This window comes from Acinetobacter sp. FY683 (genome assembly GCF_059515885.1).
The window spans coordinates 52033-76153 of sequence record NZ_JCAKNA010000013.1 but is presented as its reverse complement, the minus strand read 5'-3'; the positions used below and the strand labels follow the sequence as shown (position 1 = coordinate 76153).

At 36.3% G+C, this 24121-nt stretch carries 25 protein-coding genes and 1 rRNA gene; 6 read left to right on the top strand and 20 right to left on the bottom strand.

Going from position 1 to position 24121, the window contains the following annotated elements; genetic code table 11:
- Nucleotides 1-264 precede the first annotated feature (264 nt).
- The 3 genes from rrf to AC5YDH_RS08920 all read left to right on the top strand — a co-directional run bounded on the left by rrf (nucleotide 265) and on the right by AC5YDH_RS08920 (nucleotide 2616).
- A 5S ribosomal RNA gene (gene rrf / locus AC5YDH_RS08930) occupies nucleotides 265-379 on the top strand.
- 101 nt (nucleotides 380-480) lie between these two features.
- Nucleotides 481-2268 carry a GGDEF domain-containing protein gene (locus tag AC5YDH_RS08925; protein ID WP_496118675.1) on the top strand — a complete coding sequence of 596 codons (1788 nt, stop codon included), beginning with the start codon at nucleotides 481-483 and terminating at the stop codon, nucleotides 2266-2268.
- Nucleotides 2269-2304: 36 nt separating this feature from the next.
- Nucleotides 2305-2616: an ankyrin repeat domain-containing protein gene (locus tag AC5YDH_RS08920; RefSeq protein ID WP_496118673.1), complete on the top strand. Its 312-nt coding sequence runs from the start codon at nucleotides 2305-2307 to the stop codon at nucleotides 2614-2616.
- A 261-nt stretch (nucleotides 2617-2877) separates the two neighbouring features.
- Here AC5YDH_RS08920 and AC5YDH_RS08915 read toward each other — a convergent pair whose 3' ends face one another.
- The 5 genes from AC5YDH_RS08915 to ribF all read right to left on the bottom strand — a co-directional run bounded on the left by AC5YDH_RS08915 (nucleotide 2878) and on the right by ribF (nucleotide 8471).
- Nucleotides 2878-3420 (bottom strand): NADPH-dependent FMN reductase, encoded by a 543-nt coding sequence (locus AC5YDH_RS08915; RefSeq protein WP_496118672.1) that lies wholly within the window; start codon nucleotides 3418-3420, stop codon nucleotides 2878-2880.
- A gap of 128 nt (nucleotides 3421-3548) precedes the next feature.
- Nucleotides 3549-4031, bottom strand: a complete 483-nt coding sequence (locus tag AC5YDH_RS08910; protein ID WP_496118670.1) for an FKBP-type peptidyl-prolyl cis-trans isomerase — start codon at nucleotides 4029-4031, stop codon at nucleotides 3549-3551.
- Nucleotides 4024-4566 (bottom strand): signal peptidase II, encoded by a 543-nt coding sequence (gene lspA, locus AC5YDH_RS08905; RefSeq protein ID WP_496118668.1) that lies wholly within the window; start codon nucleotides 4564-4566, stop codon nucleotides 4024-4026. Before lspA ends, AC5YDH_RS08910 begins: the two co-directional genes overlap by 8 nt.
- Complete coding sequence (gene ileS / locus AC5YDH_RS08900; RefSeq protein WP_496118666.1) at nucleotides 4559-7405, bottom strand: isoleucine--tRNA ligase; 2847 nt, start codon at nucleotides 7403-7405, stop codon at nucleotides 4559-4561. Before ileS ends, lspA begins: the two co-directional genes overlap by 8 nt.
- 64 nt (nucleotides 7406-7469) lie before the next feature.
- Nucleotides 7470-8471 (bottom strand): riboflavin biosynthesis protein RibF, encoded by a 1002-nt coding sequence (gene ribF, locus AC5YDH_RS08895; RefSeq protein WP_496118664.1) that lies wholly within the window; start codon nucleotides 8469-8471, stop codon nucleotides 7470-7472.
- Between the two features lie 208 nt (nucleotides 8472-8679).
- On the opposite strand from ribF, the gene AC5YDH_RS08890 reads away from it, so the two are divergent.
- Together AC5YDH_RS08890 and AC5YDH_RS08885 are read left to right on the top strand one after the other, a co-directional pair.
- On the top strand, nucleotides 8680-9816 hold the full coding sequence (locus AC5YDH_RS08890) for a TDT family transporter (protein WP_496118662.1): 1137 nt from the start codon (nucleotides 8680-8682) through the stop codon (nucleotides 9814-9816).
- Nucleotides 9817-9938: 122 nt separating this feature from the next.
- A complete protein-coding gene (locus tag AC5YDH_RS08885; RefSeq protein WP_496118660.1) occupies nucleotides 9939-10505 on the top strand; it encodes a 5'-methylthioadenosine/S-adenosylhomocysteine nucleosidase family protein in 567 nt (188 codons plus the stop codon).
- A 70-nt stretch (nucleotides 10506-10575) separates the two neighbouring features.
- Here the strand turns inward: AC5YDH_RS08885 and AC5YDH_RS08880 are convergent, their stop codons facing one another.
- The 14 genes from AC5YDH_RS08880 to ubiG all read right to left on the bottom strand — a co-directional run bounded on the left by AC5YDH_RS08880 (nucleotide 10576) and on the right by ubiG (nucleotide 22564).
- Nucleotides 10576-11196 carry a TetR family transcriptional regulator C-terminal domain-containing protein gene (locus AC5YDH_RS08880; protein ID WP_496118658.1) on the bottom strand — a complete coding sequence of 207 codons (621 nt, stop codon included), beginning with the start codon at nucleotides 11194-11196 and terminating at the stop codon, nucleotides 10576-10578.
- A gap of 342 nt (nucleotides 11197-11538) precedes the next feature.
- Nucleotides 11539-12339, bottom strand: coding sequence for an ABC transporter ATP-binding protein (locus AC5YDH_RS08875; RefSeq protein WP_496118656.1), 801 nt, complete (start codon nucleotides 12337-12339; stop codon nucleotides 11539-11541).
- A 13-nt stretch (nucleotides 12340-12352) separates the two neighbouring features.
- On the bottom strand, nucleotides 12353-13168 hold the full coding sequence (ssuC, locus tag AC5YDH_RS08870) for an aliphatic sulfonate ABC transporter permease SsuC (RefSeq protein ID WP_496118655.1): 816 nt from the start codon (nucleotides 13166-13168) through the stop codon (nucleotides 12353-12355).
- Nucleotides 13168-14343, bottom strand: a complete 1176-nt coding sequence (gene ssuD / locus AC5YDH_RS08865; protein WP_496118653.1) for an FMNH2-dependent alkanesulfonate monooxygenase — start codon at nucleotides 14341-14343, stop codon at nucleotides 13168-13170. Before ssuD ends, ssuC begins: the two co-directional genes overlap by 1 nt.
- A 31-nt stretch (nucleotides 14344-14374) precedes the next feature.
- Nucleotides 14375-15367, bottom strand: a complete 993-nt coding sequence (locus tag AC5YDH_RS08860; RefSeq protein ID WP_496118652.1) for an aliphatic sulfonate ABC transporter substrate-binding protein — start codon at nucleotides 15365-15367, stop codon at nucleotides 14375-14377.
- A 13-nt stretch (nucleotides 15368-15380) separates the two neighbouring features.
- Nucleotides 15381-16349, bottom strand: a complete 969-nt coding sequence (locus AC5YDH_RS08855) for a sulfonate ABC transporter substrate-binding protein (RefSeq protein WP_496118678.1) — start codon at nucleotides 16347-16349, stop codon at nucleotides 15381-15383.
- A gap of 338 nt (nucleotides 16350-16687) precedes the next feature.
- The gene (gene argA / locus AC5YDH_RS08850; protein ID WP_496118651.1) at nucleotides 16688-18040 is read right to left on the bottom strand and encodes an amino-acid N-acetyltransferase; all 1353 of its coding nucleotides are present in this window, start codon (nucleotides 18038-18040) and stop codon (nucleotides 16688-16690) included.
- A gap of 265 nt (nucleotides 18041-18305) precedes the next feature.
- Complete coding sequence (locus tag AC5YDH_RS08845; RefSeq protein ID WP_496118650.1) at nucleotides 18306-18680, bottom strand: RcnB family protein; 375 nt, start codon at nucleotides 18678-18680, stop codon at nucleotides 18306-18308.
- A gap of 180 nt (nucleotides 18681-18860) precedes the next feature.
- A complete protein-coding gene (locus AC5YDH_RS08840; RefSeq protein ID WP_496118649.1) occupies nucleotides 18861-19253 on the bottom strand; it encodes an RcnB family protein in 393 nt (130 codons plus the stop codon).
- Between the two features lie 234 nt (nucleotides 19254-19487).
- On the bottom strand, nucleotides 19488-19643 hold the full coding sequence (locus AC5YDH_RS08835; protein WP_496118648.1) for a hypothetical protein: 156 nt from the start codon (nucleotides 19641-19643) through the stop codon (nucleotides 19488-19490).
- Between the two features lie 171 nt (nucleotides 19644-19814).
- Entirely contained in the window at nucleotides 19815-20234 is a 420-nt protein-coding gene (locus tag AC5YDH_RS08830) for a hypothetical protein (protein WP_496118647.1), read from the bottom strand.
- A gap of 151 nt (nucleotides 20235-20385) precedes the next feature.
- Nucleotides 20386-21132, bottom strand: a complete 747-nt coding sequence (locus tag AC5YDH_RS08825; RefSeq protein ID WP_496118645.1) for a YciK family oxidoreductase — start codon at nucleotides 21130-21132, stop codon at nucleotides 20386-20388.
- Nucleotides 21133-21173: 41 nt separating this feature from the next.
- Entirely contained in the window at nucleotides 21174-21854 is a 681-nt protein-coding gene (locus AC5YDH_RS08820) for an HAD family hydrolase (protein ID WP_496118677.1), read from the bottom strand.
- Entirely contained in the window at nucleotides 21851-22564 is a 714-nt protein-coding gene (gene ubiG / locus AC5YDH_RS08815) for a bifunctional 2-polyprenyl-6-hydroxyphenol methylase/3-demethylubiquinol 3-O-methyltransferase UbiG (protein ID WP_496118643.1), read from the bottom strand. Before ubiG ends, AC5YDH_RS08820 begins: the two co-directional genes overlap by 4 nt.
- Nucleotides 22565-22745: 181 nt before the next feature.
- On the opposite strand from ubiG, the gene AC5YDH_RS08810 reads away from it, so the two are divergent.
- Nucleotides 22746-23363 carry a thiol:disulfide interchange protein DsbA/DsbL gene (locus AC5YDH_RS08810; RefSeq protein ID WP_496118642.1) on the top strand — a complete coding sequence of 206 codons (618 nt, stop codon included), beginning with the start codon at nucleotides 22746-22748 and terminating at the stop codon, nucleotides 23361-23363.
- Between the two features lie 60 nt (nucleotides 23364-23423).
- Here AC5YDH_RS08810 and AC5YDH_RS08805 read toward each other — a convergent pair whose 3' ends face one another.
- On the bottom strand, nucleotides 23424-24071 hold the full coding sequence (locus tag AC5YDH_RS08805; protein ID WP_496118640.1) for a TetR family transcriptional regulator: 648 nt from the start codon (nucleotides 24069-24071) through the stop codon (nucleotides 23424-23426).
- Nucleotides 24072-24121 lie beyond the last annotated feature (50 nt).

Sequence of the window (24121 nt, the reverse complement as noted above, 5' to 3'; positions counted from 1 at the left end):
ATAGGTTGGATGTGGAAGCATAGTGATATGTGAAGCTGACCAATACTAATTGCTCGTGAGGCTTGACTATACAACACCCAAACAGTTGTTGTATAAAGCTGAAATCGATTCAAAACCAAACAGTCAACAATGACTGATCTTGATTCAGAATACGCTAGAACTTATACTTTAACTCAAATAATCTGTTAATGAATTCTATTTGGTACGAAGTAAGGCATACATCATTTGATGTAAATAAGACCCGAACAAGTCCATAACAGTTGTGCTGGCGACAATAGCAAGAGTGAACCACCTGATCCCTTCCCGAACTCAGAAGTGAAACCTCTTAGCGCTGATGGTAGTGTGGGGTTACCCATGTGAGAGTAAGTCATCGCCAGCTCATTAATTCAAAACCCCCTCAATCAATAGATTGAGGGGGTTTTCTCTATCTAATTGTTTTATAATAATTAATATTTACTCTATTTTATCGACTTAGCCTAAATGTGTTTATCAATTATTAGAGTTCTAATTGGGATTTTTCTAAGTATTTGCAGTTTTGTATGTTTTTCTGATACTCGTGAACTGTATTTTACAGATCAAAAGAGCACAAATTTAGATGGCACATGGTTGTTTTATCCTCAACAGTTTATTTCAGAATCTGCTTCTAATACATCACCAGCTTTAAATGTACAGCTACCAAACTCTTTTGATCATTTAGTATCAGAGCATGATTTTCATGGGAGCTTTGTTCAGAACTTTAAAATACCTAGTGAGGCTGTTGGTAAACCAGTTGCATTGTATATACCTTATCAATATGGAGCATATCGCCTTTATATTAATGATCATTTAATGCTTAAAGTCGGAGTAGTTGGAGATAAATTAGAGCATCAAACGAAGATGGCTCCACGTTTGCTAATTTTTTCGGTAGATGAAAATAATATTAATATACGTTTTGAGTTTTCAAGTTATAAACATATTCATGGTGGATTAGAGAACTCGATTTATATCGGTTATGAAGAACCAATTCGTCAGTATTTTTATAAACAAATCATTCCCGCAACATGGGTGAGTGGAATGTTAGTCATGATTGCTGTATTTATGGCTTTGTTTACGATGTATCGCTTAAGCTATCAAAGATCTGTACTGTCACTCTTTGTGTTGTCTTTATTTATTTTAAGCTTTAGTTTACGTAGTTTTTTTGCTGTTCCATTTAGTTATACCTTGTTTACATCTATTAATTGGTTGTGGGGAACACGTATTGAATATATTTTAACGTGTTTGATTTGTTTATTTTTTCTGACTTATATTCGTTTAGCATTACCAATTTTGGTTCATAAATATATTTATTATGGTTCGGTATTTATAATTCTATTAAATTTTAGTGTTATTCTCAGTCAAGATCCTTTGATATTTCAAAATTTCTTTTTTAAATCATTTCTTTTTTCGATATTTTTCTTTTTGAATATGATTTATGGGGTAACCATCCTACTTAAAGAAAAAGTAAAAATTTCAAAAATTAATGCTTTTGCAATTTCTATCGTTTGTCTTACATTTATTCATGATTATTTACTTGGGCTAAAAGTTATTGATTCTGTTGAAATAGCTTTTTATACCTCATGTATTTATTTTATGGTTGTATTGCTGAGTTTAAGCCGTGATTATGCTTTGCAGAGTCAGCAAGCGATTGCTTATAACCATGAGTTACTCAGATTAAATGCAAGCTTGGATAAAGAAGTCGAAGAAAGAACTTATACTGTTATTCAGTTAAATGAACTATTAAAACATCAACTGAAGTTTGATAGTTTAACGGGTGCATATAATCGTTTTGCATTAAATGAAACATTACATAGCCATTTTGAAGCAAGTAAAAAAGATCAAAGTGCATTAAGCTTTTTTATGATTGATGTCGATTTTTTCAAAAAATATAATGATTATTATGGGCATTTGAAGGGTGATGAGGTTTTAAAAAAAATAGTAGATGTTCTACGTCAAATTTTGCCCCAAGATGGTTTCTTAGCACGTTATGGTGGAGAAGAATTTGCCATTATTATTCCAAATATGCGTTTGGCGGAAATAGAAAAATTTGCACAAAAATGTTTAAACACTGTTCGAGAGTTAGAGCTTGAGCATTTGGATAGAGATGATGGGAAGAAAATTTTGACCATTAGTATTGGTGGAGCATTAATGAATAGTTGGAATCATTTTAATGATGCAGATTCACTTGTTCGTTGTGCCGATTTGCGTTTATATCAAGCGAAGCAGCTGCGTGACAGTGCGATCGTAGTTTAGCGTATACTGTATAAATTTAATGATACTGAGATGACAATGAAAATAACCTCTTTTTCTACTATTCCTGAAAATGATGAAGAACTTCATTTGCCTGAATTGGTGTATTGGGCATCTTTAGGTGAATTAGCTGAAGTTAAAAAATCATTAGAAAATGGTACAGATGTAAATATTGCAGATGACGAAGGCTATAGTGCACTGCATGCGGCAGCTGAAAATGGCTATTTAGATGTTGTAAAGTTTCTTGTGGAAAAGGGTGCTGATGTGCAGCATAAAACGCAATATACAGCATTAGAACTTGCGAAAATGGCAGGGAATAATGATGTTGTTACATATTTAACAAGCATCTAAGTATTTAAATAAAAAGATAGAATTATTAAAAAAGAAAACCCCAACATCCAGTCGGGGTTTTCTTTGTATTTCATGCTCTAGGTATAACTCCTGTCGTACCTCACATCCTGATGCTCAAACGAATTATTATTGTTTTTTGTTTGGGAAACATCCTGTTTCCTTATGCTTTTAATATAGATTGAAAATACCGTATTGAATAGCTTCAAATGTCATCATTCAATGTACTCTTATTCGCACAAGAGTGATTAAAAAGAATACTGTTTAAGCACTAACATATTGAATAATTTTATCAAATGCTAATTTTAATGCCTTTTTATCAAATGGATTAGATTCAAAAACTTCAGTTTTATTTCTGCTAAAGATATCGCGGATTTCTACAACAGCATTGCTGTCGATTAAACCGAGTTGAGTTGCCACTTGACGAATTTGATCGATAGAACGAGAACCGTTTGAACCACCATAACTTACGTATGCAGCAGGCTTGCCGGCCCATTCTTTTCCTAGGTAATCGAGAGCATTTTTCAGTGCAGGACTATAGCCATGGTTATATTCAGGGCTAATAAAAATGAAAGCATCTCCTTGAGAAATTTTATCTGCCCATTCTTGTTGTTTCGGTTGATCATAGATGCCCATAATAGGTAAATTTGCACCTGCAAAAATTGGTAAATTCCATTCTTTTAAGTCTACAATTTCTGTTGTTACTGTTGCGAAATCATAAGATTGAATGCTTTTTTGAATCCATGATGCAATTTTAATAGCAGTACGTCCTTCACGAACACTTCCCACAATAATTTGAATATTCATATATAAGCCTTGGTTTTTTAATGGATATTTATGAAATTATTATAATAATAGTTTCATGTGTATGGACTTTTTGTATCTTAAAGTAAAATAAAAAAAGCTTCCGAAGAAGCTTTTTTTTCATTTATAAATTAAATGAGTTTTACACCTTGTTGACCCGCAGGTGTTACTTTGAAAATTTCGACTTCAAAAGTAATGTTTTTGCCTGCGAGAGGATGATTAAAGTCTACTTCGGTAATATCATCACCAACGGTTTTAACCACGCCATATAGGCTTTGCTTTGCTTTGTCTTCAAATTCAATCATGTGACCTTCAACTGGGCGTTGCTCGAATTTGACAGTATCAAATTTTTGTACGTTTTCAGGATTCCATGGACCAAAAGCATCTTCTGGTAAAAGACTAACGGTACGACGATCACCTGCACGTAAACCAAATAATGCTTTTTCAAAACCTGGTAATAAGCTGCCATCACCCATTACTAAAGTGACAGGCTCTTCGCGTGTACGTGTATTATCAATTTCTACACCATTTTCGATGGCTACAGAAAAGTGAAGTGCGACTTTAGCGCCATCTTCAATACGTGTATCTTCATTCGGGTTAATAAAATCAGTCATTTTTTTGCACTTCTGCACGTTGGATACGTTTCTTCTCTAAGAAGAATGTATCTACTAATAATAAAATAGTACCAAGAGTGATGGAACTGTCTGCAATATTGAAAGCAGGGAAGTGGCTGTTGTTGTAGTAAACGTGAATGAAATCGACCACATAGCCAAGGCTTACACGATCAATTAAGTTACCAATTGCACCGCCTAAAATAAGGGCAACAGCAATAGGTAATACTTTTACAGTTTTTGGCATTCGCATGAGCCAAAATACAAATATAACAGACACTAAGCCTGCTAGTGAGGTAAAGAAATAACGTTGCCATCCACCAGCATCGGACAAGAAACTAAAAGCTGCGCCATAGTTATGTAGTAATGTCCAATTTAAAAAGGGTAGTACCGGAACAGGATCTGCATAATTCAAATGTGTACTGGCAATCCATTTTGTCCACTGGTCTAAAATAATAGAAACAATAGATAAGCCCACCCACACTAAATTGTGCGGGTAGAATTGGAATAAGCCCTTTTTATTTTGTGGATTAGGCATACTTTCTCTCTTCGCCTTGACCTGTTGGAAGGTTGATAATACAACGAGAACATAAACCTGGATGTTCATGATGTGTATTTACATCAGGAAGAACATGCCAGCAACGTGCACATTTTTCGCCATCTGCAGCAGATACTTTTACACGTAAACCTTCTAAATCAGAAGTTTCACCTTGAGTGGCATCAAAGTCATTTACGATAACTTGGGATGTAATTAATACGAAACGAAGTTCATCACCAAGTTTATCGAGAACTGATTTAAGTTCTGCATTTGCCCAAAGTTCAACTTTAGCAGATAGGTTAGAACCTACTGTTTTAGCTGTACGAGCTGCTTCAATGTGTTTGTTTACTGCAGATTTTACAGAAATCAGAGTTTGCCATTGTTCTTCTGATACTACGTTTGTTGTTGACGCTACAGGAATGTCATACCATTCTGCTGTGAACACATATTTTTCTGATTGTTCAGGAATAAGTGGCCAAGCTTCTTGTGCTGTAAAACTCAAGATAGGTGACATCCAACGAACAAATGCTTGAACTAAATGATATAACGCAGTTTGTGCAGAATGACGTGCTTGTGAGTCCGCTTTTGTGGTGTATTGACGGTCTTTGATGATGTCTAAGTAGAAGCCACCAAGATCATTAATACAGAAGTTTGTTAACGCATTGGCTACGATATGGAAGTTCATATCTTCATATGCTTTTTTAATTGTTTCTTGAACATCGTTTGCACGTTGCAAGATGTATTGATCAAGTGCGATTAATTGATCTACAGGAAGTGCATCAGTCGATGGTTTGAAACCATTCAAGTTAGCCAATAAGAAACGCAACGTGTTACGAATACGACGGTAACCATCAGAAGCACGGCTAAAGATTTCTTTACCTGCTGTCATTTCATAACGGTAATCGGCAGATGCAATCCAGAAACGTAAGCCATCCGCACCCATATCTTTAATGATGTCTTGAGGTGTGATTACGTTACCGATAGATTTCGACATCTTACGGCCTTTTTCATCTACCACGAAACCATGGGTGAGCAAGCCTTTATACGGTGCACGTCCATTAATTGCAATTGATGTTAACAATGAAGATTGGAACCAACCACGGTGTTGATCTGAACCTTCTAGATATAAATCAGCAGGATCAGTTAATTCTTCACGTTCACGAAGAACTGCATAGTGAGTTGTACCAGAGTCGAACCATACGTCTAGCGTATCGCGTACAGCATTGTATTGTTCAGCATCTGCACCAATGAACTCAGCAGCATCACGGTTATACCAACCATCAATACCTTCTTCTTCGATCAGTTTTGCAACTTCTTCAATTAATTCAGGCGTACGTGGATGAAGTTCATTGGTATCTTTATGAACGAAGAATGGGATTGGCACACCCCAAGTACGTTGACGTGAGATACACCAATCAGGGCGGCCTTCGATCATTGATTCGATACGGTTTTTACCCCAATCAGGAACGAAGCTAATGTCGTTCTCAATTGCATTTAACGCACCTTGGCGTAAACCTTTTTCATCCATGCTAATGAACCATTGCGGTGTTGCACGGAAAACGATAGGTGTTTTATGACGCCAGCAATGTGGATAGCTATGCTTGATGACTACATGTGCCCAAAGTTTGTTTGCTTCAGCTAATGCAGCAATAATTTTTGGATTTGCTTTGTAGATGTGCTCGCCTGCAAATAGTGCAGAAGTTGGTAAGTAAACACCGTTACCACCCACTGGGTTTTCTACTTTTAAGTTGTACTGTAAGCCAACTTTATAATCGTCTACACCATGACCAGGTGCAGTATGTACAGCACCTGTACCACTTGTTGCAATAACGTGTTCACCTAAAATTACAGGCACTTGGCGCTCAGTAATTAAAGGATGTTGAAGCAATAAGTTTTCAAGTTTTGAACCTGTAAAGTCTGTAAGTACTTCTACTTCAGTGAAGCCATAACGCTCAGTTGCAGATTCAACTAAATCTTTTGCAAGAATGAAGTTTTGCGCAGCTTTTTCTTCGCCTGTTGCTTTAACAAGTTGATATTCAATATCTGCATGTAGTGCAACTGCTTGGTTAGCAGGCATTGTCCAAGGTGTAGTTGTCCAAATGACAATGTCGGTACGGTCGGCAACGTCTACACCTAAACGTGCAGATAAATCTGCAAGGTCTACAACGGTAAAGCCAACATCAATTGCGTCAGATTTTTTATCTTCATATTCAACTTCTGCTTCAGCTAAAGATGAACCGCAGTCTAAACACCAGTTTACAGGTTTAAGACCCGGCTCGATATGACCCGCTTTTGCAATTGCACCTAATGAACGAACAATGTCAGCTTCTTGTTTGAAGTTCATTGTTAAGTAAGGGTTATCCCAATCACCAAATACGCCCATACGTACGAAGTCTTTCTTTTGAAGTTCAACTTGTGTGTAAGCATATTCACGGCAAGCTTTACGGAATGTAGAAGCATCTACCTTCACGCCAACTTTACCTACTTTTTCTTCAACTTTAAGTTCAATTGGAAGACCATGACAGTCCCAACCCGGCACGTATGGTGCATCGAAGCCATCTAATACACGGCTTTTAATAATAATATCTTTAAGTACTTTGTTAACGGCATGACCTAAATGGATTTGACCATTTGCATACGGAGGGCCGTCATGAAGCACATATTTTTTCTTGCCAATACGCGACTCACGAATCTGCTGATAAATGTTGTCGGCATACCACTCTTCTAACCATTTAGCTTCACGTACTGCTAGATTTGCTTTCATTGCAAATTCAGTACCTGGGAGGTTTAGCGTGGCTTTGTAATCCACTGCATTTTCAGGAGTTTGCTTATCGCTCATGCAAGATTTCTTCCAAATTTATCAGCCTTAGACTGACGCGTTTTACAATAGAATAATAGGGAGTTTAAAACGGGAAATGGGGGTGATTACTTCGAAACTCAAGGAGCTTCTCTGTATCATCATCAATTCCTGCTTTGAGTGCTTCAAGCGAAGGATAATTCTTTTCGCCATGTAAATAGTTCAAGAATGTCACCCGCATTAATAGGCCATACAGATTAGCAGAAACATTGGGAAAATGTACTTCTAATCGCCATTCAGGATGTTCTTGTTGAATGGCAGGACGAGTGCCGACATGACCTGCACCAAATAATGATGTTGGGGTGTAGCCTGCAATCCCTATTTTTTCAGGATTTTCACTTTTCACTTTATCTTTCAAAGATGTATTTTCGCATATTACATCTACACCATAAATGCCATGTAAACATGGTTTATGACGGTTTAGTCGAACATTAATTGTTGGGAAATTAATGGTTCGCCCAATTTGATCTCCATATTGCACACGACCTGTAATGCTATATGGACGACCTAATAATTTTGCAGCAAGTGCTAAATCACCTGCTTGTAGTGTTTGACGAATACGGGTTGAGCTAACACGCTCACCATTTAGTTCTATGGTATTTAAGTTAGTGACTTGAAAGCCATAGTTTTTTAAGAATTCACTATTTCCTTGGCGGTTTTTGCCAAAGTGAAAGTCATCCCCTAAAACAAGGCTTTGTGCATTGAGTTTTTCTTTTAATACACACGCAAATTCTTCAGCGCTCAAACTACGGAAATTATTGTCAAACTTTGCAATTGCAATGTAGTCGACACCAAGCTCTGTTAAATATTCTACTTTTTCACGCAATGAGCTAATACGTGGGGGAGCATCATACGCTTTAAAAAACTCTAAAGGCTGAGGCTCAAAGATCATGACAAGAGTTTTTAAGTTTTGCTGTTTTGCTAATTGTTTTAATTGAGTAATCATGGCTTGGTGACCAAGATGCACACCATCAAAATTGCCAATTGTTACCGCAGTTTTTGGCAATTGAGTATTCGATGTTAAAGCATTCAGGCGCAGTAGCTTCATGTCTAAATTAAAAGGCGAAAATATATGAGGGCTATATATTGCCATATTCTTATGATTTCGTCTTGTTGTTCTGTTTTTACCCAAAAAAATAACGACAAATAATTGCTTGTATATCAATTTTACTTATTCATTAAATAAAAATAAATCAATTTTTCTTATTTGTGGGTTGTCTTAAAATGATTTTATCACCACTCACGAGGATGCTGTGATGCAAAAGCCATTTTATCAACTTCAACAACTAAAAGATGTGATTCGCCATTTTACACCAAATTGGTTTACAGCAGTCATGGGAACGGGTGTTGTTGCACTTATTATTGCTGAAATGCCATTTGCTCATACATTGATGTGGAACGTAGGTGAAGCCCTTTGGCATTTTAATATTTTTTTATTTATTGTGTTTAGTGCTTTGTATTTACTTCGTTGGGTATTTTATACCAATGAAGCAAAACAGATTTTTAAGCATCCTGTTATGTGCTTATTTTTAGGTGCAATACCAATGGGGTTAGCGACCATTTTAAATGGCTTTTTAAAGTTTGGAATTCCTCTTTATGGTGATATTTCAATACATATAGCAGAACAACTTTGGTATATAGATGTCGTTTTGGCGATGTTGATTGCATGGATTGTGCCCTTTGCAATGTATAGCCAACAGCAACATGAACTAAAAACAATGACTGCTGTGTGGTTATTACCTATTGTGGCTTGTGAGGTGAGTGCGAGTTCAGGTGGTCTTTTACTTGCTCATTTGGATGCAACACAACATGCAGTTGCCATTTTATTGGGTAGTTATGCTTTGTGGGGGATTTCAGTATTACCAGCCTTTGGAATTTTAACGGTGTTGATGTTACGACTTGCTGTGCATCAATTACCAAGTAAAGAGCTAGCAATTAGTAGTTGGTTAGCGTTAGGACCAATTGGAACAGGTGCATTGGCATTATTGGTTTTAGGGGAGCAAGCACCACGTATTCTTAATGTTATTGATATGCAGAATTTGGGTGAGTTTGCTCATCAAGCAGGTTTATTTGCCAGTTTAATTTTAATTGGCTTTGGTGTGTGGTGGTTGGGTATTGCTATATTAACGACACTTAAACATGCACAAAAGGATTTACCATTTAACCTCGGGTGGTGGGGGTTAACATTTCCTTTAGGCGTATTTAGTTTAGCCATTCTAAATTTGGCACATCAAACTCAATTGCATTTTATTTATGTCATTGCCTTTAGTTTTGCCACTGTACTGATTTTATTGTGGAGTATTGTGGCAATTCGAACCTTTAAAGGTTTCTATGAAGGTCATTTAATATTTTCACCGTGTTTAAAAAGTTATTTAGAACGTGAAAAAGCATAAGTAATGAGAGTCCCAATTTTTAAAGGTTGGGATTTTTTATGGCTGAATAATGGTGAATTTGCCTTAGTCGGAATTTTCATTTTAAATGAGCAAAAATTTGAACTTTGACATAGAGCATTTAAATGACTACAGATTTAGCATTAATTATGGCATTGCCAAATGAGTCGAAAGGGCTTTTTGAACAAGCAGGAATTGAAGTTCACTATAGTGGTATTGGTAAAGTAAATGCGGCATTTAAAGCATTTGAAGTGATACAGAAGACAGGCTGCACAACAATTCTAAATTTAGGTACAGCGGGCAGCTCATATTTTGATGCACATGCATTGGTAGAAGTTACTCAATTTGTACAACGTGATATGGATGTTTCTCCTTTAGGCTTTCCCGTAGGTGTAACGCCAGTAGATACAGATTATCCTGCCGAAATTAATTTAGAACCATTCTTTGCTCATTTGCCGAAAGGAACTTGTGGAACGGGTGATAATTTTGAAACAGGCGAGCCTAAAGTTCCATGTAATTTGGTCGATATGGAAGGCTATGCTTTAGCAAAAGTGTGTAAAAAACTAGGGGTACGTTTGATCTCAGTAAAATATATTACCGATGGTGCAAACGATACAGCGCATTTAGATTGGGAAGAAAATTTATTATTAGGTGCAAAAAAATTATTAGAACTTTATAAAATGATTGAATGAAAAAGAAAAGGTTGGCGACCATAGGGAGAACTATGGTCGTGTGCCAATCATCAATAAAGATGTGATGCTTTTATTTTTCAGAACGCGGAAGAATACCGTATAAGAACATGTGCACTGTATGTTGAATAATACGTTGTTGCATACTTCTATTACGTAAGGTTTTACCCGTTACCATTTCCATTTGTGTAGAAAAATCTGCGTAGTTCTGAGTTACAGACCAGATATTCAAGATCAGAAGTTCAGGATCAATATCTTTCGAAATTTTACCTTGTTCTTGCCACATCGTAATCACTTTAGCTTTACGCTTAACAAGCTTTTTCAATGGACCTTTTAAAATCTCAAGAATATGTGGTGCACCTTGAATAATTTCGAGGGCAAATAAACGAGATGCCTTAGGCTGTGTACGAGATACTTCAATTTTCTGCATGAGATAATTGGTAATCGCTTCATCAGGCTCAAGTTCAGACTCAAGTGTTTGTAAAGGCGCAAGCCATTTTTGTAGAACGGTAGTTAATACCTCTACATACAAAGCTTCTTTATTTTCGTAATAGTAGAAAATATTCGACTTGTGCATTTCTGCAATTTGAGCAATCTCATCTAGACTAGCGCCGCTAAAGCCGTAGACTGAGAATACGTCCAACGCTGCACTTAGTAGCTGTTGACGTTTTTGGGTACTCTTTTTTTGTTCCATTAGCAAACTTAAAACAATGAAAAAGGGGAATCGTTAATTGTACGGCAAATCATCAGATTTGTGGATAATCTAAATTTGTATTTTGAGTATAAAAACAAATTAATTTTGAAGATATGCTATTAAATTGAGATGAAGTCGACATATTTTTATTGTACTTGGGGCATGATAGGTAATGGGTAAAATTTAGTTTTATACATACGTTTCAACGAGCTTAGTGATTTTTAATGGTTTTTACTCAGAATAAACCTCATTTTTATTTTAAATATTTATTAAATAGTAAAATTACATGTTGCTAACAAAAAAGTCTTCTAAATTCAAAGTAGAACATAGAAGACGCTATATTTATGTTGCTAAAACAGCATTTAGAACCTGTTGTTCTAAGTGTGAAAAGTCGATTCCTTTCTGACGAGGTCGTGGTAAATCTACTTTAAACTCTTTAGCAATGAGCCCTTTATCGAGCAAGATAATACGATCTGCTAGTTGTACGGCTTCACTTACATCATGTGTAACCAAAATGGCTGTGAAACCTTGTTCAGTCCATAATTTTTCAATTAAGTTCTGCATATCTAAACGTGTGAGTGCATCAAGAGCACCTAAAGGTTCATCTAATAACAAAATGCGTGGTTTGTGAGAAAGAGCACGTGCTAATGCTGTACGTTGACGCTGACCACCCGAAAGTTGAGATGGCCATAATCCCGCTTTTTCTTCTAAGCCTACTTTTTGTAGAAGTTGAGAGGCATTGTTTTGCTGTTCTTTAGCTAAGCCTAATTGCACATTTTGTTCGATAGTACGCCAAGGTAAAAGGCGAGGGTCTTGAAACATGACACGAATATCGTCACTGGTAATACCTTCACGAATATGGCGTGCAGATTTAAACTTAATTTCGCCATAGCTTGGTTGTTCAAGATCTGCAATGAGACGTAGCAAGGTACTTTTACCACAACCGCTTCGACCAACAATGGCAAGAAACTCACCAGGTTTAATATGCAAATCTAAATCTTTTAATACTTGAACAGAACCATAAAATTTATGTAATTGTTCAATTAAAATTTCAGCACCCAATACCGCATTGGGGTTAATGTCTGGTGAAGATGTTTGTGTTTCTACATTACTAATCTGTAGACCTATACTTAAATCAGTCATCTTATTCTCCTTATTATTTTTGATAACCTGAGTGCCAACGGAGTAAATACTTTTCTAAAGTCACTGCAAGTACATCTGCAAATTTTCCAAGTAGGGCATAGAGTAAAATCCCTACAAGTACGATATCTGTTTGTAAAAATTCACGGGCGTTCATGGTCATATAACCAATACCTGATTGCGCTGAAATAGTTTCGGCAACAATTAGAAGCACCCATACAAGACCTAGAGAAAACCGTAGGCCAACTAAAATTGAAGGCATAGCCCCTGGCAAAATAATTTCTTTATACAACTGCCAACGTGTTAGTCCGTAGCTTTTGCCCATTTCAATAAGTTGAGGATCAACCGAACGAATACCATGGTAAGTATTGATGTAAATAGGGAAGAATACGCCTACAGCAACTAGAAATAATTTTGCAGATTCATCGATACCAAACCATAGAATGACCAAAGGAATTAAAGCTAATGCAGGAATATTTCGAATCATTTGTAGCGTTGTATCGAGTAGCGTAGAAGCCATTTTTGATGAGCCGTTTAATAGCCCCAGTAACAAACCTAATCCACCACCAATAAGTAAACCTAATACAGCACGACCTGCACTGACTTTTACATGCTCAATGAGTTCACCGCTAATAAGTAGATTCCAAAAAGCGGAAGCTACTGCTGTTGGTGCAGGAAGAATTCGACTTTCTAAAAGACCTGTGCGGGATGCTATTTGCCAAATAAGAATAAGTACAATTGGGAACAACCAAGGTAACAAGCGTTGCCCAAATAGTGTTCCACGTGAAACCTTTTTTTCAATTATGGTATCCACAGAAAGTTTTGTAGACATTAAGCAGGCTCCTGAATTTTAGCTTCTTTTTTTGCGTCATCTGCGACGTAGTTATTTGCTACAATTTCACCAAATGGACCTGTAAGATTTGGTTGAGCAAGTTTTTTGCGTGTTTCTAAAGGAAGTAATGGGAATACAAGCTCCGCAAAACGAATTGACTCTTCTAAGTGTGGATAGCCCGAAAAAATAAACGTATCAATACCTAGGTCTGCATATTCTTGAATGCGTGCTGCAACAGTTTCAGGGTCACCTACAAGGGCTGTTCCTGCACCACCACGAACAAGTCCAACGCCTGCCCATAGGTTTGGTGAAACTTCTAATTTTGTACGGTCACCATTGTGAAGTTCAGCCATACGACGTTGACCTACAGAATCCATCGTTTTAAATTTTGCTTGTGCAGCTGCAATAGTTGCATCATCTACATATTGAATAAGCTCTTCCGCAGCAGCCCAAGCTTGTTCATTGGTTTCACGAACAATGACATGCAAACGGATACCATAATTAAGTTCACGACCTTTTGCTTGAGCCTTAGCTTTTACAACAGCAATTTTTTCTTTTACTGCTGCTGGTGGTTCACCCCAAGTTAAGTAAGTATCGACTTGATCGGCTGCAAGTTCGATTGCATCTTCAGAAGAGCCACCAAACCAAAGTGGAGGATGTGGTTCTTGAACAGGTGGATAAAGAAGTTTCGCATCATCTACACTTAAGCGTTCGCCGTGGAATGTGAAAGACTCACCTGTATGCGAGCGAGTTAGAATTTCACGCCAAATTTTTGTATATTCTGCTGCTGTTTTATAGCGTGTTGAATGGTCTTCGTATAAGCCATCACCTTTTAGTTCTTGCTCATCGCCACCTGTTACAAGGTTTAGCAAAACGCGTCCGTTAGATAAACGATCAAATGTAGATGCCATACGTGCTGCAAGTGCAGGAGTGGTTACGCCTGGGCGTAACGCAACTAAGAATTTAAGATTTTTAGTTGCATCAATTAAGCTTGCTGCTGTAATCCAAGGGTCTTCACATGAGCGACCCGTAGGAATAAGTACACCTTCATAACCTAAGTTATCGACTGCTACAGCAATTTGTTTCATATAAGCATGGTCAACTTGACGTGCACCTTTGCTAGTACCTAAATAACGACTATCACCATGTGTAGGAATGAACCAAAAGATTTTCATGTCAAATTTCCTTGCTTAATATATAAAATTACTAATTAGAATTGCTATTCAAAACGGCATCTTGAATATTGAATTTTTTGGGAATAAGTTTCTCTGCATAAAACAGATCTGCAATTTTTTGCTGAGATTTAATCACCTCGTTATTCATTGGATGAACTAAAGATGGTTTTAAACGTTTGTTTAAAACAATTTGAGCAATTTTTTCATCTAGGCCTGTACTTGTGACATAGATTTTTAAAGCGTCTTCAGGATTTCTAATAATCCATTCATCTGCTTGATTTAAGCTTTTAATTATTTTTTCAACAGCAGCTGGATGCGACTTTGCAAATGTTGGATTTGCGATGTAATACAAATAAGTTTTAGGAAAAACCTGACCATCGATAAGCACTTTGGCTTGGGTTGTTTCAATTGCAGTGGTTAAGTTTGGTTCCCAAATTGCCCATGCATCTACTGAATTTTTATCAAAAGCGGCGCCGGCATCAGCAGGTGGTAACCAAATCGGTTGAATATCACTCCATTTCAAGCCTGCTTTATTTAAAACATTGGCAAGAAATTCATGCATATTTGAGCCTTTTTGTAGCGCAATACGTTTGCCTTTTAAATCTTGGATATTTTTAATTTCGCTATTCTTATGAATAAGAATGGCTTGATTGACAGTAGGTTGAACCTCATAGCCAACATAAGTTAATTCTTTACCTGCGGCTTGAGCAAAAATTGGAGGTGTATTACCAACAACACCAAGATCTACAGCGCCAACAGATAATGCTTCTAAAAGTTGTGGGCCTGCTGGAAAATCTTTCCATTCAATTTTTGTTTGTGGAAATTCTTGCTCTAAAATTTTTTGTTGGCGAGCAACTAAAAACGTTGTGGCAGATTTTTGGAAACCTAATGTTATGGTTTTAACTTTAGTATCTGCATGATTTGTATTGTTACTTGCTGTATTAGATTCAGGTTTTTGGCAAGCTGTTAACCCTACGCTAATTGCAGTAATACCAATTAAGCCGAAAGATTTAAATAGTCCCATTGGGTTTTCCTTTTTATTTTGAGCTACTTAAAATGGCAGCTTGAATATTGAGTTTATTTGGAATAAGTTTTTCTTGGTAAAAGGCATCTGCAACTTTCTGTTGTTCTGCAATAACGGCTGGTGTGACTTCAGTAATTTTGTCACCTAGGCGAGAAATTGATGTTTTAAGTACATCAGCACCAAGACCTGTTTGTGCTTCAAGAAGTTTTACTGCTTCATCTTGATGTGTTGAAACCCATTGCGTTGTTAGGTTGAGTTCATTTACAACAGCTTTAATCACTTGAGGGTGGCTTTCAGCAAATTTACGATCAGCCAAATAGAACTGATAGTTATTGACAAGATTTTCACCATTTACAATGGTACGAGCATTTAACTGATGTTCTGCTGCTGATAGGAATGGATCCCAAATGACCCATGCATCTACGGCACCACGTTCAAATGCAGCTCGTGCATCGGCAGGTGGTAAGTACACGACTTCAATATCGCTAAACTTAAGGTTGTTCGCTTCAAGAAGTTTTAAAAGTAAATAATGAACATTAGAGCCTTTGTTTAAAGCAACACGTTTACCTTTAATGTCTTGAATGGTTTTAATGTCCGAATCTTTTTTAACAATTAAAGCTTCTGCTTTTGGAACAGCAGGTTGGTTTGCGATATAAACCAAATCGGTTTTTGCAGCTTGAGCAAAAATAGGAGGTGCTTCGCCAACTTCACCAAAAGCGACACTACCTACATTAAGCCCTTCTAGAAGTTGTGGACCAGCAGGGAATTCAACCCATTTCACGTTTACACCTTGTTCTTTTAATACTGTTTCTAAAGTGCCACGCTCTTTTAAAATGGGAAGTAAGCCATATTTTTGGAAGCCCACATTGAATGTAATAGTTTCTGCATCTTTCTTAGCGCAGCCAGACATCATGAATGCACCAGCAACTACAGTAGAAAGCACTAGGCTTTTCGTTAAGAATTTAGTGTTGAGGTTACCCATAATGAGGTTGCTCCGAGCAGAAAGTAGTTGGGTCGATAAGTGAGCAACTAAAGTAATCATTTTTCTTTTTCGGAAAAAATAACAATTCAGGAATTTCTAATGAGAAAAAAAGATAAATAAAAATAAGCAAAGCTTATTCACTGTAAGAATAAATATTGAATGAAAAATAAAACATGTTTTTGGTTATAAGTTTATGAAATTTATTATTAAAATTGTTATTTATGATATTTTTTTATAAATTGAAGATTAGAAATTTTTTTAAGTAGCAAGATGTGTCCGCTATTTATGTCATTTAGATATGAAAAATATAGATATATCGTGCAATAAAAAAGCCACTTTTAAAGTGACTTTTTACAAACAATTGAGTTCCGTTGATAGTTATAAAGTTCTTGTCGGGCATTAGGCAAGTCATCCACACTTGCATTTTCAAAGCCTTGTTCTAAAAACCAATGTGCAGTACGAGTTGTTAAAATAAATAGCTGTTTAATTCCCATTGATTTGGCTTTCATTTCTAAATAATGAAGTACTTGGCTACCACGATTTGATTTTCTATAACTTGGATGTACAGCGACACAAGCAATTTCAGCAGATTTAATTTCATTGTCTGTCGTTGGAATAGGGTACAACGCTGCAGAAGCTAAAATAGTGCCATCACGTTCAATTACAGCAAATTGCTCAATTTCATTTTCCAAGCGCTCTCGTGAACGGTAAACTAAAATTCCTTCTTCTTCGAGAGGGCGTAATAGGTTAATGAGTCCACCAACGTCTTGAATATTTGCCATACGCACGTCTTCATAATGCGCATCGGTAATCATGGTGCCTGAGCCATCACGTGTGAAAAGCTCTTCAATAAGAGCACCATCATAACTATAAGAAAGCAAGTGAACACGATTTACACCGTTTAAAGACGCAAGTTTTGCACCTTTTAAATGTAATGCCCGATTGGGGCTTTGCTCTTGGTATTGTTGAATAAATTGATCAATTTGATGGGGTAATACTTCGCGTACTAATTGACCTTGTTCATTGGTTAATCCGTGGTGTTTTCCAAGGAAAATCAATTTATCTGCTTTTAAGCTAATGGCTGCTTTTGTTGCTACTTCTTCAGCAAGTAAATTGAAAACCTCACCTGTAGTCGAATAACCCGTTGGGCCAAGAACAACAATATTTTGATTGTCTAAATGACGATGAATAGCTGAGGTATCTAAAGTACGAACTTCACCAGTAAGTTGGTAATCGACACCATCTCGAATGCCATAAGGTTTAGCCGTAACAAAATTGCCTGAAACAACATCTATACGAGCACCGTACATTGGTGAGTTTGCAAGTCCCATAGAAAGTAAGGCTTCAATTTGCAAACGAATTGAGCCAACAGCATTCATAATTGAGTTTAGAGATTCACGTGTAGTAATGCGTTTATTGTTATGAAATGGCGTATCAATATTATTAATTTTTAAGTTGTGAGAAATTTGTGGGCGTGCACCATGAACAAGTACTAAGCGAATGCCAAGAGAGTGTAATAGCGCAATATCATGAATAATATGCTGAAAATTTTCATGCTGAACTGCTTCACCGTCAAACATAATCACAAATGTTTTATTACGATGTGCATTAATATAAGGTGCAGAATGTCGAAACCAATGTACGTATTGTAAAGTCATGCTATGTGAGTTGTCGGATGTATTTATGGTCATACCCATCTCAATTGCTTCGAATCTTTAAAGTATCTGCGATTTTTATAAAAATTAAAATACAGTCATGTAATTTTAAAAATTATTGGTAATTTAAACTCTCTCATTTTATTAAGATCTCTTTCGTATTGATCTGATCTTTTATTTTTTATAGAGATTTGATCTAAATATAAAGAATCCATATTTGGGTTTAAGTGAATTCTTTCGATATGGGTTAATGTTTCATAAAAAAGTTTGCCTTTCAGCAAACTTTTTATGCAACTAAATTTTAAGCAATTCTTAGTATCGTATTTTTCTTGGTATCTACTAGCACATAATCACCACGCACTTTATACCAAGCTTCATTACGCTTAGGTTTCTTTAGATGTTTAACATCACGATAATCTACTTTGTAGCGTGAAGAATCATATTGATGTGGCAGAGATTGCCCAACACGCAAATCTCGTTTTGGATTTACTTTATGTGAATTATATCGATTACCATAATTTGAATATTGGTTACTTGAATGTTTGTCATTTGAATTCCAGTGTGCAGATGCAGGTGATTGATGATTGAAACGAGAATCTTGTTGTGGTGCCGCCATCGCAGAAGTTGCCATAAGTGCGCTTAATGAGAGGGCGATTGTTGTTAAGACTTTATTCATTAGTTTCACCATTAAATATATTGGAGTGTTTTTCCTATAGCTTTAAATTAGTGGAAAACTAACGATAAATAATGAGAGATATATAGCGGAATTGTGAAATAAATGAAGAAATTAAGAATTGATAAAATAATAGATATAAAAAAGCCCAAACAAATATTGGGCTCTTTTAAACGTTCAGCATTAATCTGCTATACGTGTAATCGTATTACTGTCGGTATTGACTAAGATATAGCTATTATTAATTTTATACCATTGTTCATTACGTGAAGGTTTAGGCAGGTTGGTGTCTTTAAAATCTACCTTATAACTGTTTCCACGATAATGTTGAGGCATGACATAGCCTTCTTGCCATTTTAGTTGCTGTAAACGTTGAACGCCTCTTTCTTCACGTACACGACGTTTTTCAACCCATTGATCATTATCTTCTGCACGGAACTCGCGTTTATATCTACCTTGTTCATTACGCGGTTTGTCAAAACCACGTTCATCATCATGATGAGGTGCAGCAGTTGTGATACTGCTTGCCATCAAAGCACTGAAAGAAATTGCGAGTATCGACAAAATCTTTTTCATGTTTAACCCTCTTAATATTATTTTAACTATTAGATTACTCTACTGAAAAAATGCAGAGAAACTGTGAAGAAAGATTAACTTTTTATTTTAAAGCCATATAAATATTAAGACATTATGATACATTTTAGAGAATTTATAAAATTTGAATTACATATCAGAACAAATTTTAAAATGGATTTTTCAATTATTATAAGCCGATTAAAAACAGCCCAATGTAGGACTGTTTTATCGAATTTAGTTCCAATGTTGTACTAAGTCTTGTAGAGAGTTCACAGCTTCAACTACATATTGAGCTTGCTGCGCGTCCTCTAATGCATGAATTAAATCTGTAGAAAGTTGTAAGTTTTCAATTGAGCGAATCATTTCAACTTTATGTTTTAAATCAGTCATTGATAGCTCCTTATCTGCCGCTTTGCTTGCAGGGTATTATAAGGAATAGAGCTTAATCATAAAAACCGAATAATATTATTGTAACGATATAAAAAAACGATTTATATTTTTTGTTCGCATAAAAAAGGCAGTTCGAGCTGCCTTTTTAAATATGAAATTTATGCTGTTTTTTTAGTATGCATATTTCATGTCTGTGTAATCTGTTAAAGATTTTTGAACATGCGCATTAATAAATTCTTTGACATCTTCTGGGCTTAAAGGTACGCCTTGTTTTGTAATCACATGTTCAAAAGGTGCTTGTCCTGAAGCAATAATTTTATAGACGAAGTTTGTTACTGTGCGGTATGTATCATCTTCTTTTATAAGACTTGTAACGTAATGGTAAGAGTGTTCGAAGTTTAAATCTGTATGTGAAAAAACAAATTGATCAAACAGCTTTATATTTTTTCCGTTTTCTAGGGCTTGAAGTTCATTGATAATCGTTGCTTCAAATTTCATGCCGTATTTTTCAGAAATAGGTTTGCCATCTACAAGTAAAGATACCATTCCATCTTCAAGGTGAGTAACGCCAATATTGCTAAAGTCAGACATGTGCTTCTCTAAATTTTAGGATATGGCTAAGTATGATTTAAATTGTTGTAAAAACAATGCTTCAATTTTTAGCTGAATAAAAAACAGTCATTTTAAAAATAAAAAAGAGGGCGAAAGCCCTCTTTTTAGAATTAGATTAAATCGTTTGATATTAATCTTGAGCATCAATGCTTTGACCGTTCAAAGCAAGACTGTCATCACCCATTAAATATAAATATGCAGGCATAATCATTTCAGGTGTGGCAAGTGTTTTGGGATCTTCATTTGGGAAGGCTTTTGCACGCATTGCGGTACGTGTTGCACCTGGGTTTATACAATTAAAACGTAAATTTGGATGTGTATTTTCTTTAGCAAATAATTCACTAACTGCCTCTATGGCAATTTTAGAAACAGAATAAGCACCCCAACGTTCGCGAGTTTCTCGTCCAACACCAGAACTTGCAAATACAACGGATGCATTTTCCGATTTTTTTAATAAAGGAAGTAATTCTTGAGTAAGAACAAAAGGCGCGCGTAAATTCACAGCCATTACATCGTCCCATACATCCGCAGGGTAGTTCTCTAGCTCTGTACGCTCACCTAAGATACCAGCATTATGCAAAATGCCATCTAAACGACCGAATTGCTTTTCTAAGGTATCAACTAAAAGCTCATAATCACGTGGTGATGCACTTGAAAGTTGTAGTGGCAAAATAGCAGGTTGTGGTGCACCTAAACTTTCAATTTCGTCATAAATGACTTCAAGTTTATTTAAGGTTCGACCATGTAATACAACTGTTGCGCCGTGTAGGGCATAGCTAAGTGCTGCTGCACGACCAATTCCATCACCTGCGCCTGTAACTAAAATAATGCGATCTTTTAATAAGTCGGGGCGAGGCTTATATTCTGAATACTTCATAGTCGAACCTCCTCGTTTTATATCATTATGACTTTAAATTTTTATTGCGGTTTTATCACCATTTGACGAATGACCTGATGTAATTCATCCACATTGTTCACTATACAATCTGCATGCCATGCTGTTAAGTCATCTTTGTGTTCGATTGGTAAATAACCATAAGCAGCTAAAATAGTGTACATATTAGCGTTACGACCTGCATCTATATCTCGTGGATGATCACCGACATAAATACAGTCTTGAACATCTATGTTGATTTGTTTTGCTGCAAGATACATAGGCTCAGGATCTGGCTTAGTATTCGTTACATCTTCAGGGCAAACTAATACAGAACAACGAGATGTTAAATGAAGAGCTTTAAGTAATTCTTCACTTAACCAACGTGGTTTATTGGTCACAATTCCCCAAGGAATATTTTGGCTTTCAAGATCTTCTAGTAGCGGATACATCCCTTCGAAAAGGTCTGTATCTACAGCAATATCTGCGCCATATAAATCTAAAAAGCGCTGACGATGTGCAAGGAAAATAGGATCTGTCACTTCTAGTTCAGGATAGACTAATTTCACCATTGCACGAGCGCCTTCAGAGACTTGTGTGCGAATGAGATCTGCGTCAACAACAGCTTTGCCTTCTTCACGACACATGTCTTGAATAATGCGGATAAAATCTGCTGCGGTATCTATTAAAGTACCATCTAAGTCAAATAATACCGCTTTCATTATGCTTCTTCTTTTTGCGTATAAACCATATAGTTCACATCAACATTTGGTGCTAACCAATAACGCTTAGTGAGAGGGTTATAGTGTAAACCTGTCATATCTTTGAGTTTTAAATTTGCACTACGAATGTCGTGGGCTAACTCTGACGGTTTGATAAATTTACTGTAATCGTGCGTACCTTTTGCGAGCATACGAAGGACATATTCGGCACCAATAATGGCAAATAAATATGACTTTGGATTACGGTTAATGGTAGAGAAAAATACGTGACCACCGGGCTTAACTAATTTTTGGCAAGCAAGAATAATAGATGCAGGATCGGGCACGTGCTCGAGCATTTCCATACAAGTAACTACATCGTATTGACCAGCTTGTTCTTCTGCAAGTTGCTCGACAGGAACTTGATGATATTCAATATTTTGAACACCTTCTTGCTCTGCATGTAAACGAGCTACATTGAGAGGCGCTTCGCCCATGTCGATACCAAGAACATTTGCACCACGACGTGCCATGCTTTCTGCCAAAATACCACCACCACAGCCGACATCGAGTACTTTTTTACCTGTGATGCCACCTGAATGTTCATCAATCCAATTTAAACGTAATGGATTAATCATGTGCAAAGGGCGGAATTCAGAATGCTGATCCCACCAGATGGCTGCGAATGCTTCGAATTTTGCAATTTCTTGTGGATCAACATTCAAATGCGACATCGGGGTTACCTCAATCAAGTCGTTATAATTCAAAAAACTTTGTATAGGCTTAGTGTAGCGATTATTATAAAAAAAGCGATAAAAGCAGTAAAAAAGTTCACAGAATGAAAACGAAATAGGCATAATTGTTTTATAGTATTTGAATAAGCTAATCATAATATTTTTGAGGCAAATAAGTTCAATGAAAAAAATTCTTTTGGGTAGCCTCGCTACGGCGATGTTGGCAATTTCAAGTGGTGCAATGGCAGCTAACTTTGTTGCTGGTAAAGATTACACAGTACTTGCGAATCCTGGGAAAGTAGATGTTCCTGGAAAAGTAGAAGTTCGTGAATTTTTTTGGTACGGCTGTGGCCATTGTCATAAATTAGAACCACATATGCAGTCATGGTTAAAAACACGTCCAAGTTATGTAAACTTTGTTCGTACACCTGCTGCAATGAACCCTGTTTGGGAAGCAAATGCACGTGGTTACTATGTAGCAGAAGCTTTAGGTAAGCGTCGCCAAATTCACTTACCATTGTTCAAAGCAATTCATGAAAATGGTCAACAAATTTTCGATCAACAATCACAAGCTAAATTCTTTGTGAAGTATGGTATTCCAGAAGCTAAATTTAATAGCATGTATAACTCTTTTCCAATTTCAGCAAAAATTGCTGAATCAAATAAATTGGCGAAACAGTACCAACTTACAGGTGTTCCAGCAGTTGTTGTGAATGGTAAATATGTCGTTCAAGGTGAAGATGCTAAAGTGACTCAAGTCGTGAAGTACTTAGTTGAAAAAGAACATAAAGCAAAATAATTTTGATACATCTAAAAACCGCTCATTTTGAGCGGTTTTTTTTGCCTATCATTGAATATTCTAAATTTGGTTTTTTCCCCAATTTGAAATTCCATGAAAAAGTAGTCTAACTTGTGTTACCGCTTGATCTTGTAAAAGTTGTTGTTGTTGAGCTAAAGCAGGTGGCTCATATTGTTTAGGAAGTTCAATCCAAGTCATGACCCAGTTGAATGCTAAATTGATTAAAAGCTGGGCTAATATTTTTACATCATCTAATTGTTGAATATGTTTAACACTTTCTAAGCGATGTAAGTCGATGGCTAGATCTTCTACCAAATATTCAATTTCTCGAGCAATGGCTTTTCGAAGGACTTGAGATGCCCCCCAGCGTTCAGAAATCACAAAAATCCATTCTTCAGATTGTTGATTAATTGTTTGAAAAAAGAGTTCTAAACTTTTCTGAATTTTGGCTTCTGGTTGATATAAATAGGTCTGTCCTAATTGATGTAAAGTACTTTTTAAATTGAGAGAAATTCGATCGACGAGTTCTAAGCTTAAAGTATCCATATCTTTAAAGTGGCGATAAAACGCTGTAGGAACAAGTCCAGTCTCACGACTAATTTCTCGTAAGCTAATACTACTAAATGAACGTCCAGAAATACTAAGGCGCAATGACGTATCTATAATAGCTTGTCGACTTTGTCGTTTACGTTCGTCACGAATGGACATGTCAAATGTATCCCTACAATTGTTATCAACTCAGTTTAGCAAAACCATTA

Excerpts from the sequence above, each read along its gene's own strand:
- AC5YDH_RS08810 (WP_496118642.1), top strand. The coding sequence starts at position 22,746 with ATGAAAAAAATTCTTTTGGGTAGCCTCGCTACGGCGATGTTGGCAATT.
- AC5YDH_RS08875 (WP_496118656.1), bottom strand. The coding sequence starts at position 12,339 with ATGACTGATTTAAGTATAGGTCTACAGATTAGTAATGTAGAAACACAA.
- ribF (WP_496118664.1), bottom strand. The coding sequence starts at position 8,471 with ATGAAGCTACTGCGCCTGAATGCTTTAACATCGAATACTCAATTGCCA.
- AC5YDH_RS08915 (WP_496118672.1), bottom strand. The coding sequence starts at position 3,420 with ATGAATATTCAAATTATTGTGGGAAGTGTTCGTGAAGGACGTACTGCT.
- AC5YDH_RS08840 (WP_496118649.1), bottom strand. The coding sequence starts at position 19,253 with ATGAAAAAGATTTTGTCGATACTCGCAATTTCTTTCAGTGCTTTGATG.
- AC5YDH_RS08855 (WP_496118678.1), bottom strand. The coding sequence starts at position 16,349 with ATGGGTAACCTCAACACTAAATTCTTAACGAAAAGCCTAGTGCTTTCT.
- lspA (WP_496118668.1), bottom strand. The coding sequence starts at position 4,566 with ATGCCTAATCCACAAAATAAAAAGGGCTTATTCCAATTCTACCCGCAC.
- AC5YDH_RS08925 (WP_496118675.1), top strand. The coding sequence starts at position 481 with ATGTGTTTATCAATTATTAGAGTTCTAATTGGGATTTTTCTAAGTATT.
- AC5YDH_RS08880 (WP_496118658.1), bottom strand. The coding sequence starts at position 11,196 with ATGGAACAAAAAAAGAGTACCCAAAAACGTCAACAGCTACTAAGTGCA.
- ssuC (WP_496118655.1), bottom strand. The coding sequence starts at position 13,168 with ATGTCTACAAAACTTTCTGTGGATACCATAATTGAAAAAAAGGTTTCA.
- AC5YDH_RS08825 (WP_496118645.1), bottom strand. The coding sequence starts at position 21,132 with ATGAAGTATTCAGAATATAAGCCTCGCCCCGACTTATTAAAAGATCGC.
- ileS (WP_496118666.1), bottom strand. The coding sequence starts at position 7,405 with ATGAGCGATAAGCAAACTCCTGAAAATGCAGTGGATTACAAAGCCACG.
- AC5YDH_RS08885 (WP_496118660.1), top strand. The coding sequence starts at position 9,939 with ATGACTACAGATTTAGCATTAATTATGGCATTGCCAAATGAGTCGAAA.
- ubiG (WP_496118643.1), bottom strand. The coding sequence starts at position 22,564 with ATGTCGCATTTGAATGTTGATCCACAAGAAATTGCAAAATTCGAAGCA.
- argA (WP_496118651.1), bottom strand. The coding sequence starts at position 18,040 with ATGACCATAAATACATCCGACAACTCACATAGCATGACTTTACAATAC.
- ssuD (WP_496118653.1), bottom strand. The coding sequence starts at position 14,343 with ATGAAAATCTTTTGGTTCATTCCTACACATGGTGATAGTCGTTATTTA.
- AC5YDH_RS08805 (WP_496118640.1), bottom strand. The coding sequence starts at position 24,071 with ATGTCCATTCGTGACGAACGTAAACGACAAAGTCGACAAGCTATTATA.
- AC5YDH_RS08910 (WP_496118670.1), bottom strand. The coding sequence starts at position 4,031 with ATGACTGATTTTATTAACCCGAATGAAGATACACGTATTGAAGATGGC.
- AC5YDH_RS08860 (WP_496118652.1), bottom strand. The coding sequence starts at position 15,367 with ATGGGACTATTTAAATCTTTCGGCTTAATTGGTATTACTGCAATTAGC.
- AC5YDH_RS08835 (WP_496118648.1), bottom strand. The coding sequence starts at position 19,643 with ATGACTGATTTAAAACATAAAGTTGAAATGATTCGCTCAATTGAAAAC.
- AC5YDH_RS08845 (WP_496118650.1), bottom strand. The coding sequence starts at position 18,680 with ATGAATAAAGTCTTAACAACAATCGCCCTCTCATTAAGCGCACTTATG.
- AC5YDH_RS08890 (WP_496118662.1), top strand. The coding sequence starts at position 8,680 with ATGCAAAAGCCATTTTATCAACTTCAACAACTAAAAGATGTGATTCGC.
- AC5YDH_RS08830 (WP_496118647.1), bottom strand. The coding sequence starts at position 20,234 with ATGTCTGACTTTAGCAATATTGGCGTTACTCACCTTGAAGATGGAATG.
- AC5YDH_RS08920 (WP_496118673.1), top strand. The coding sequence starts at position 2,305 with ATGAAAATAACCTCTTTTTCTACTATTCCTGAAAATGATGAAGAACTT.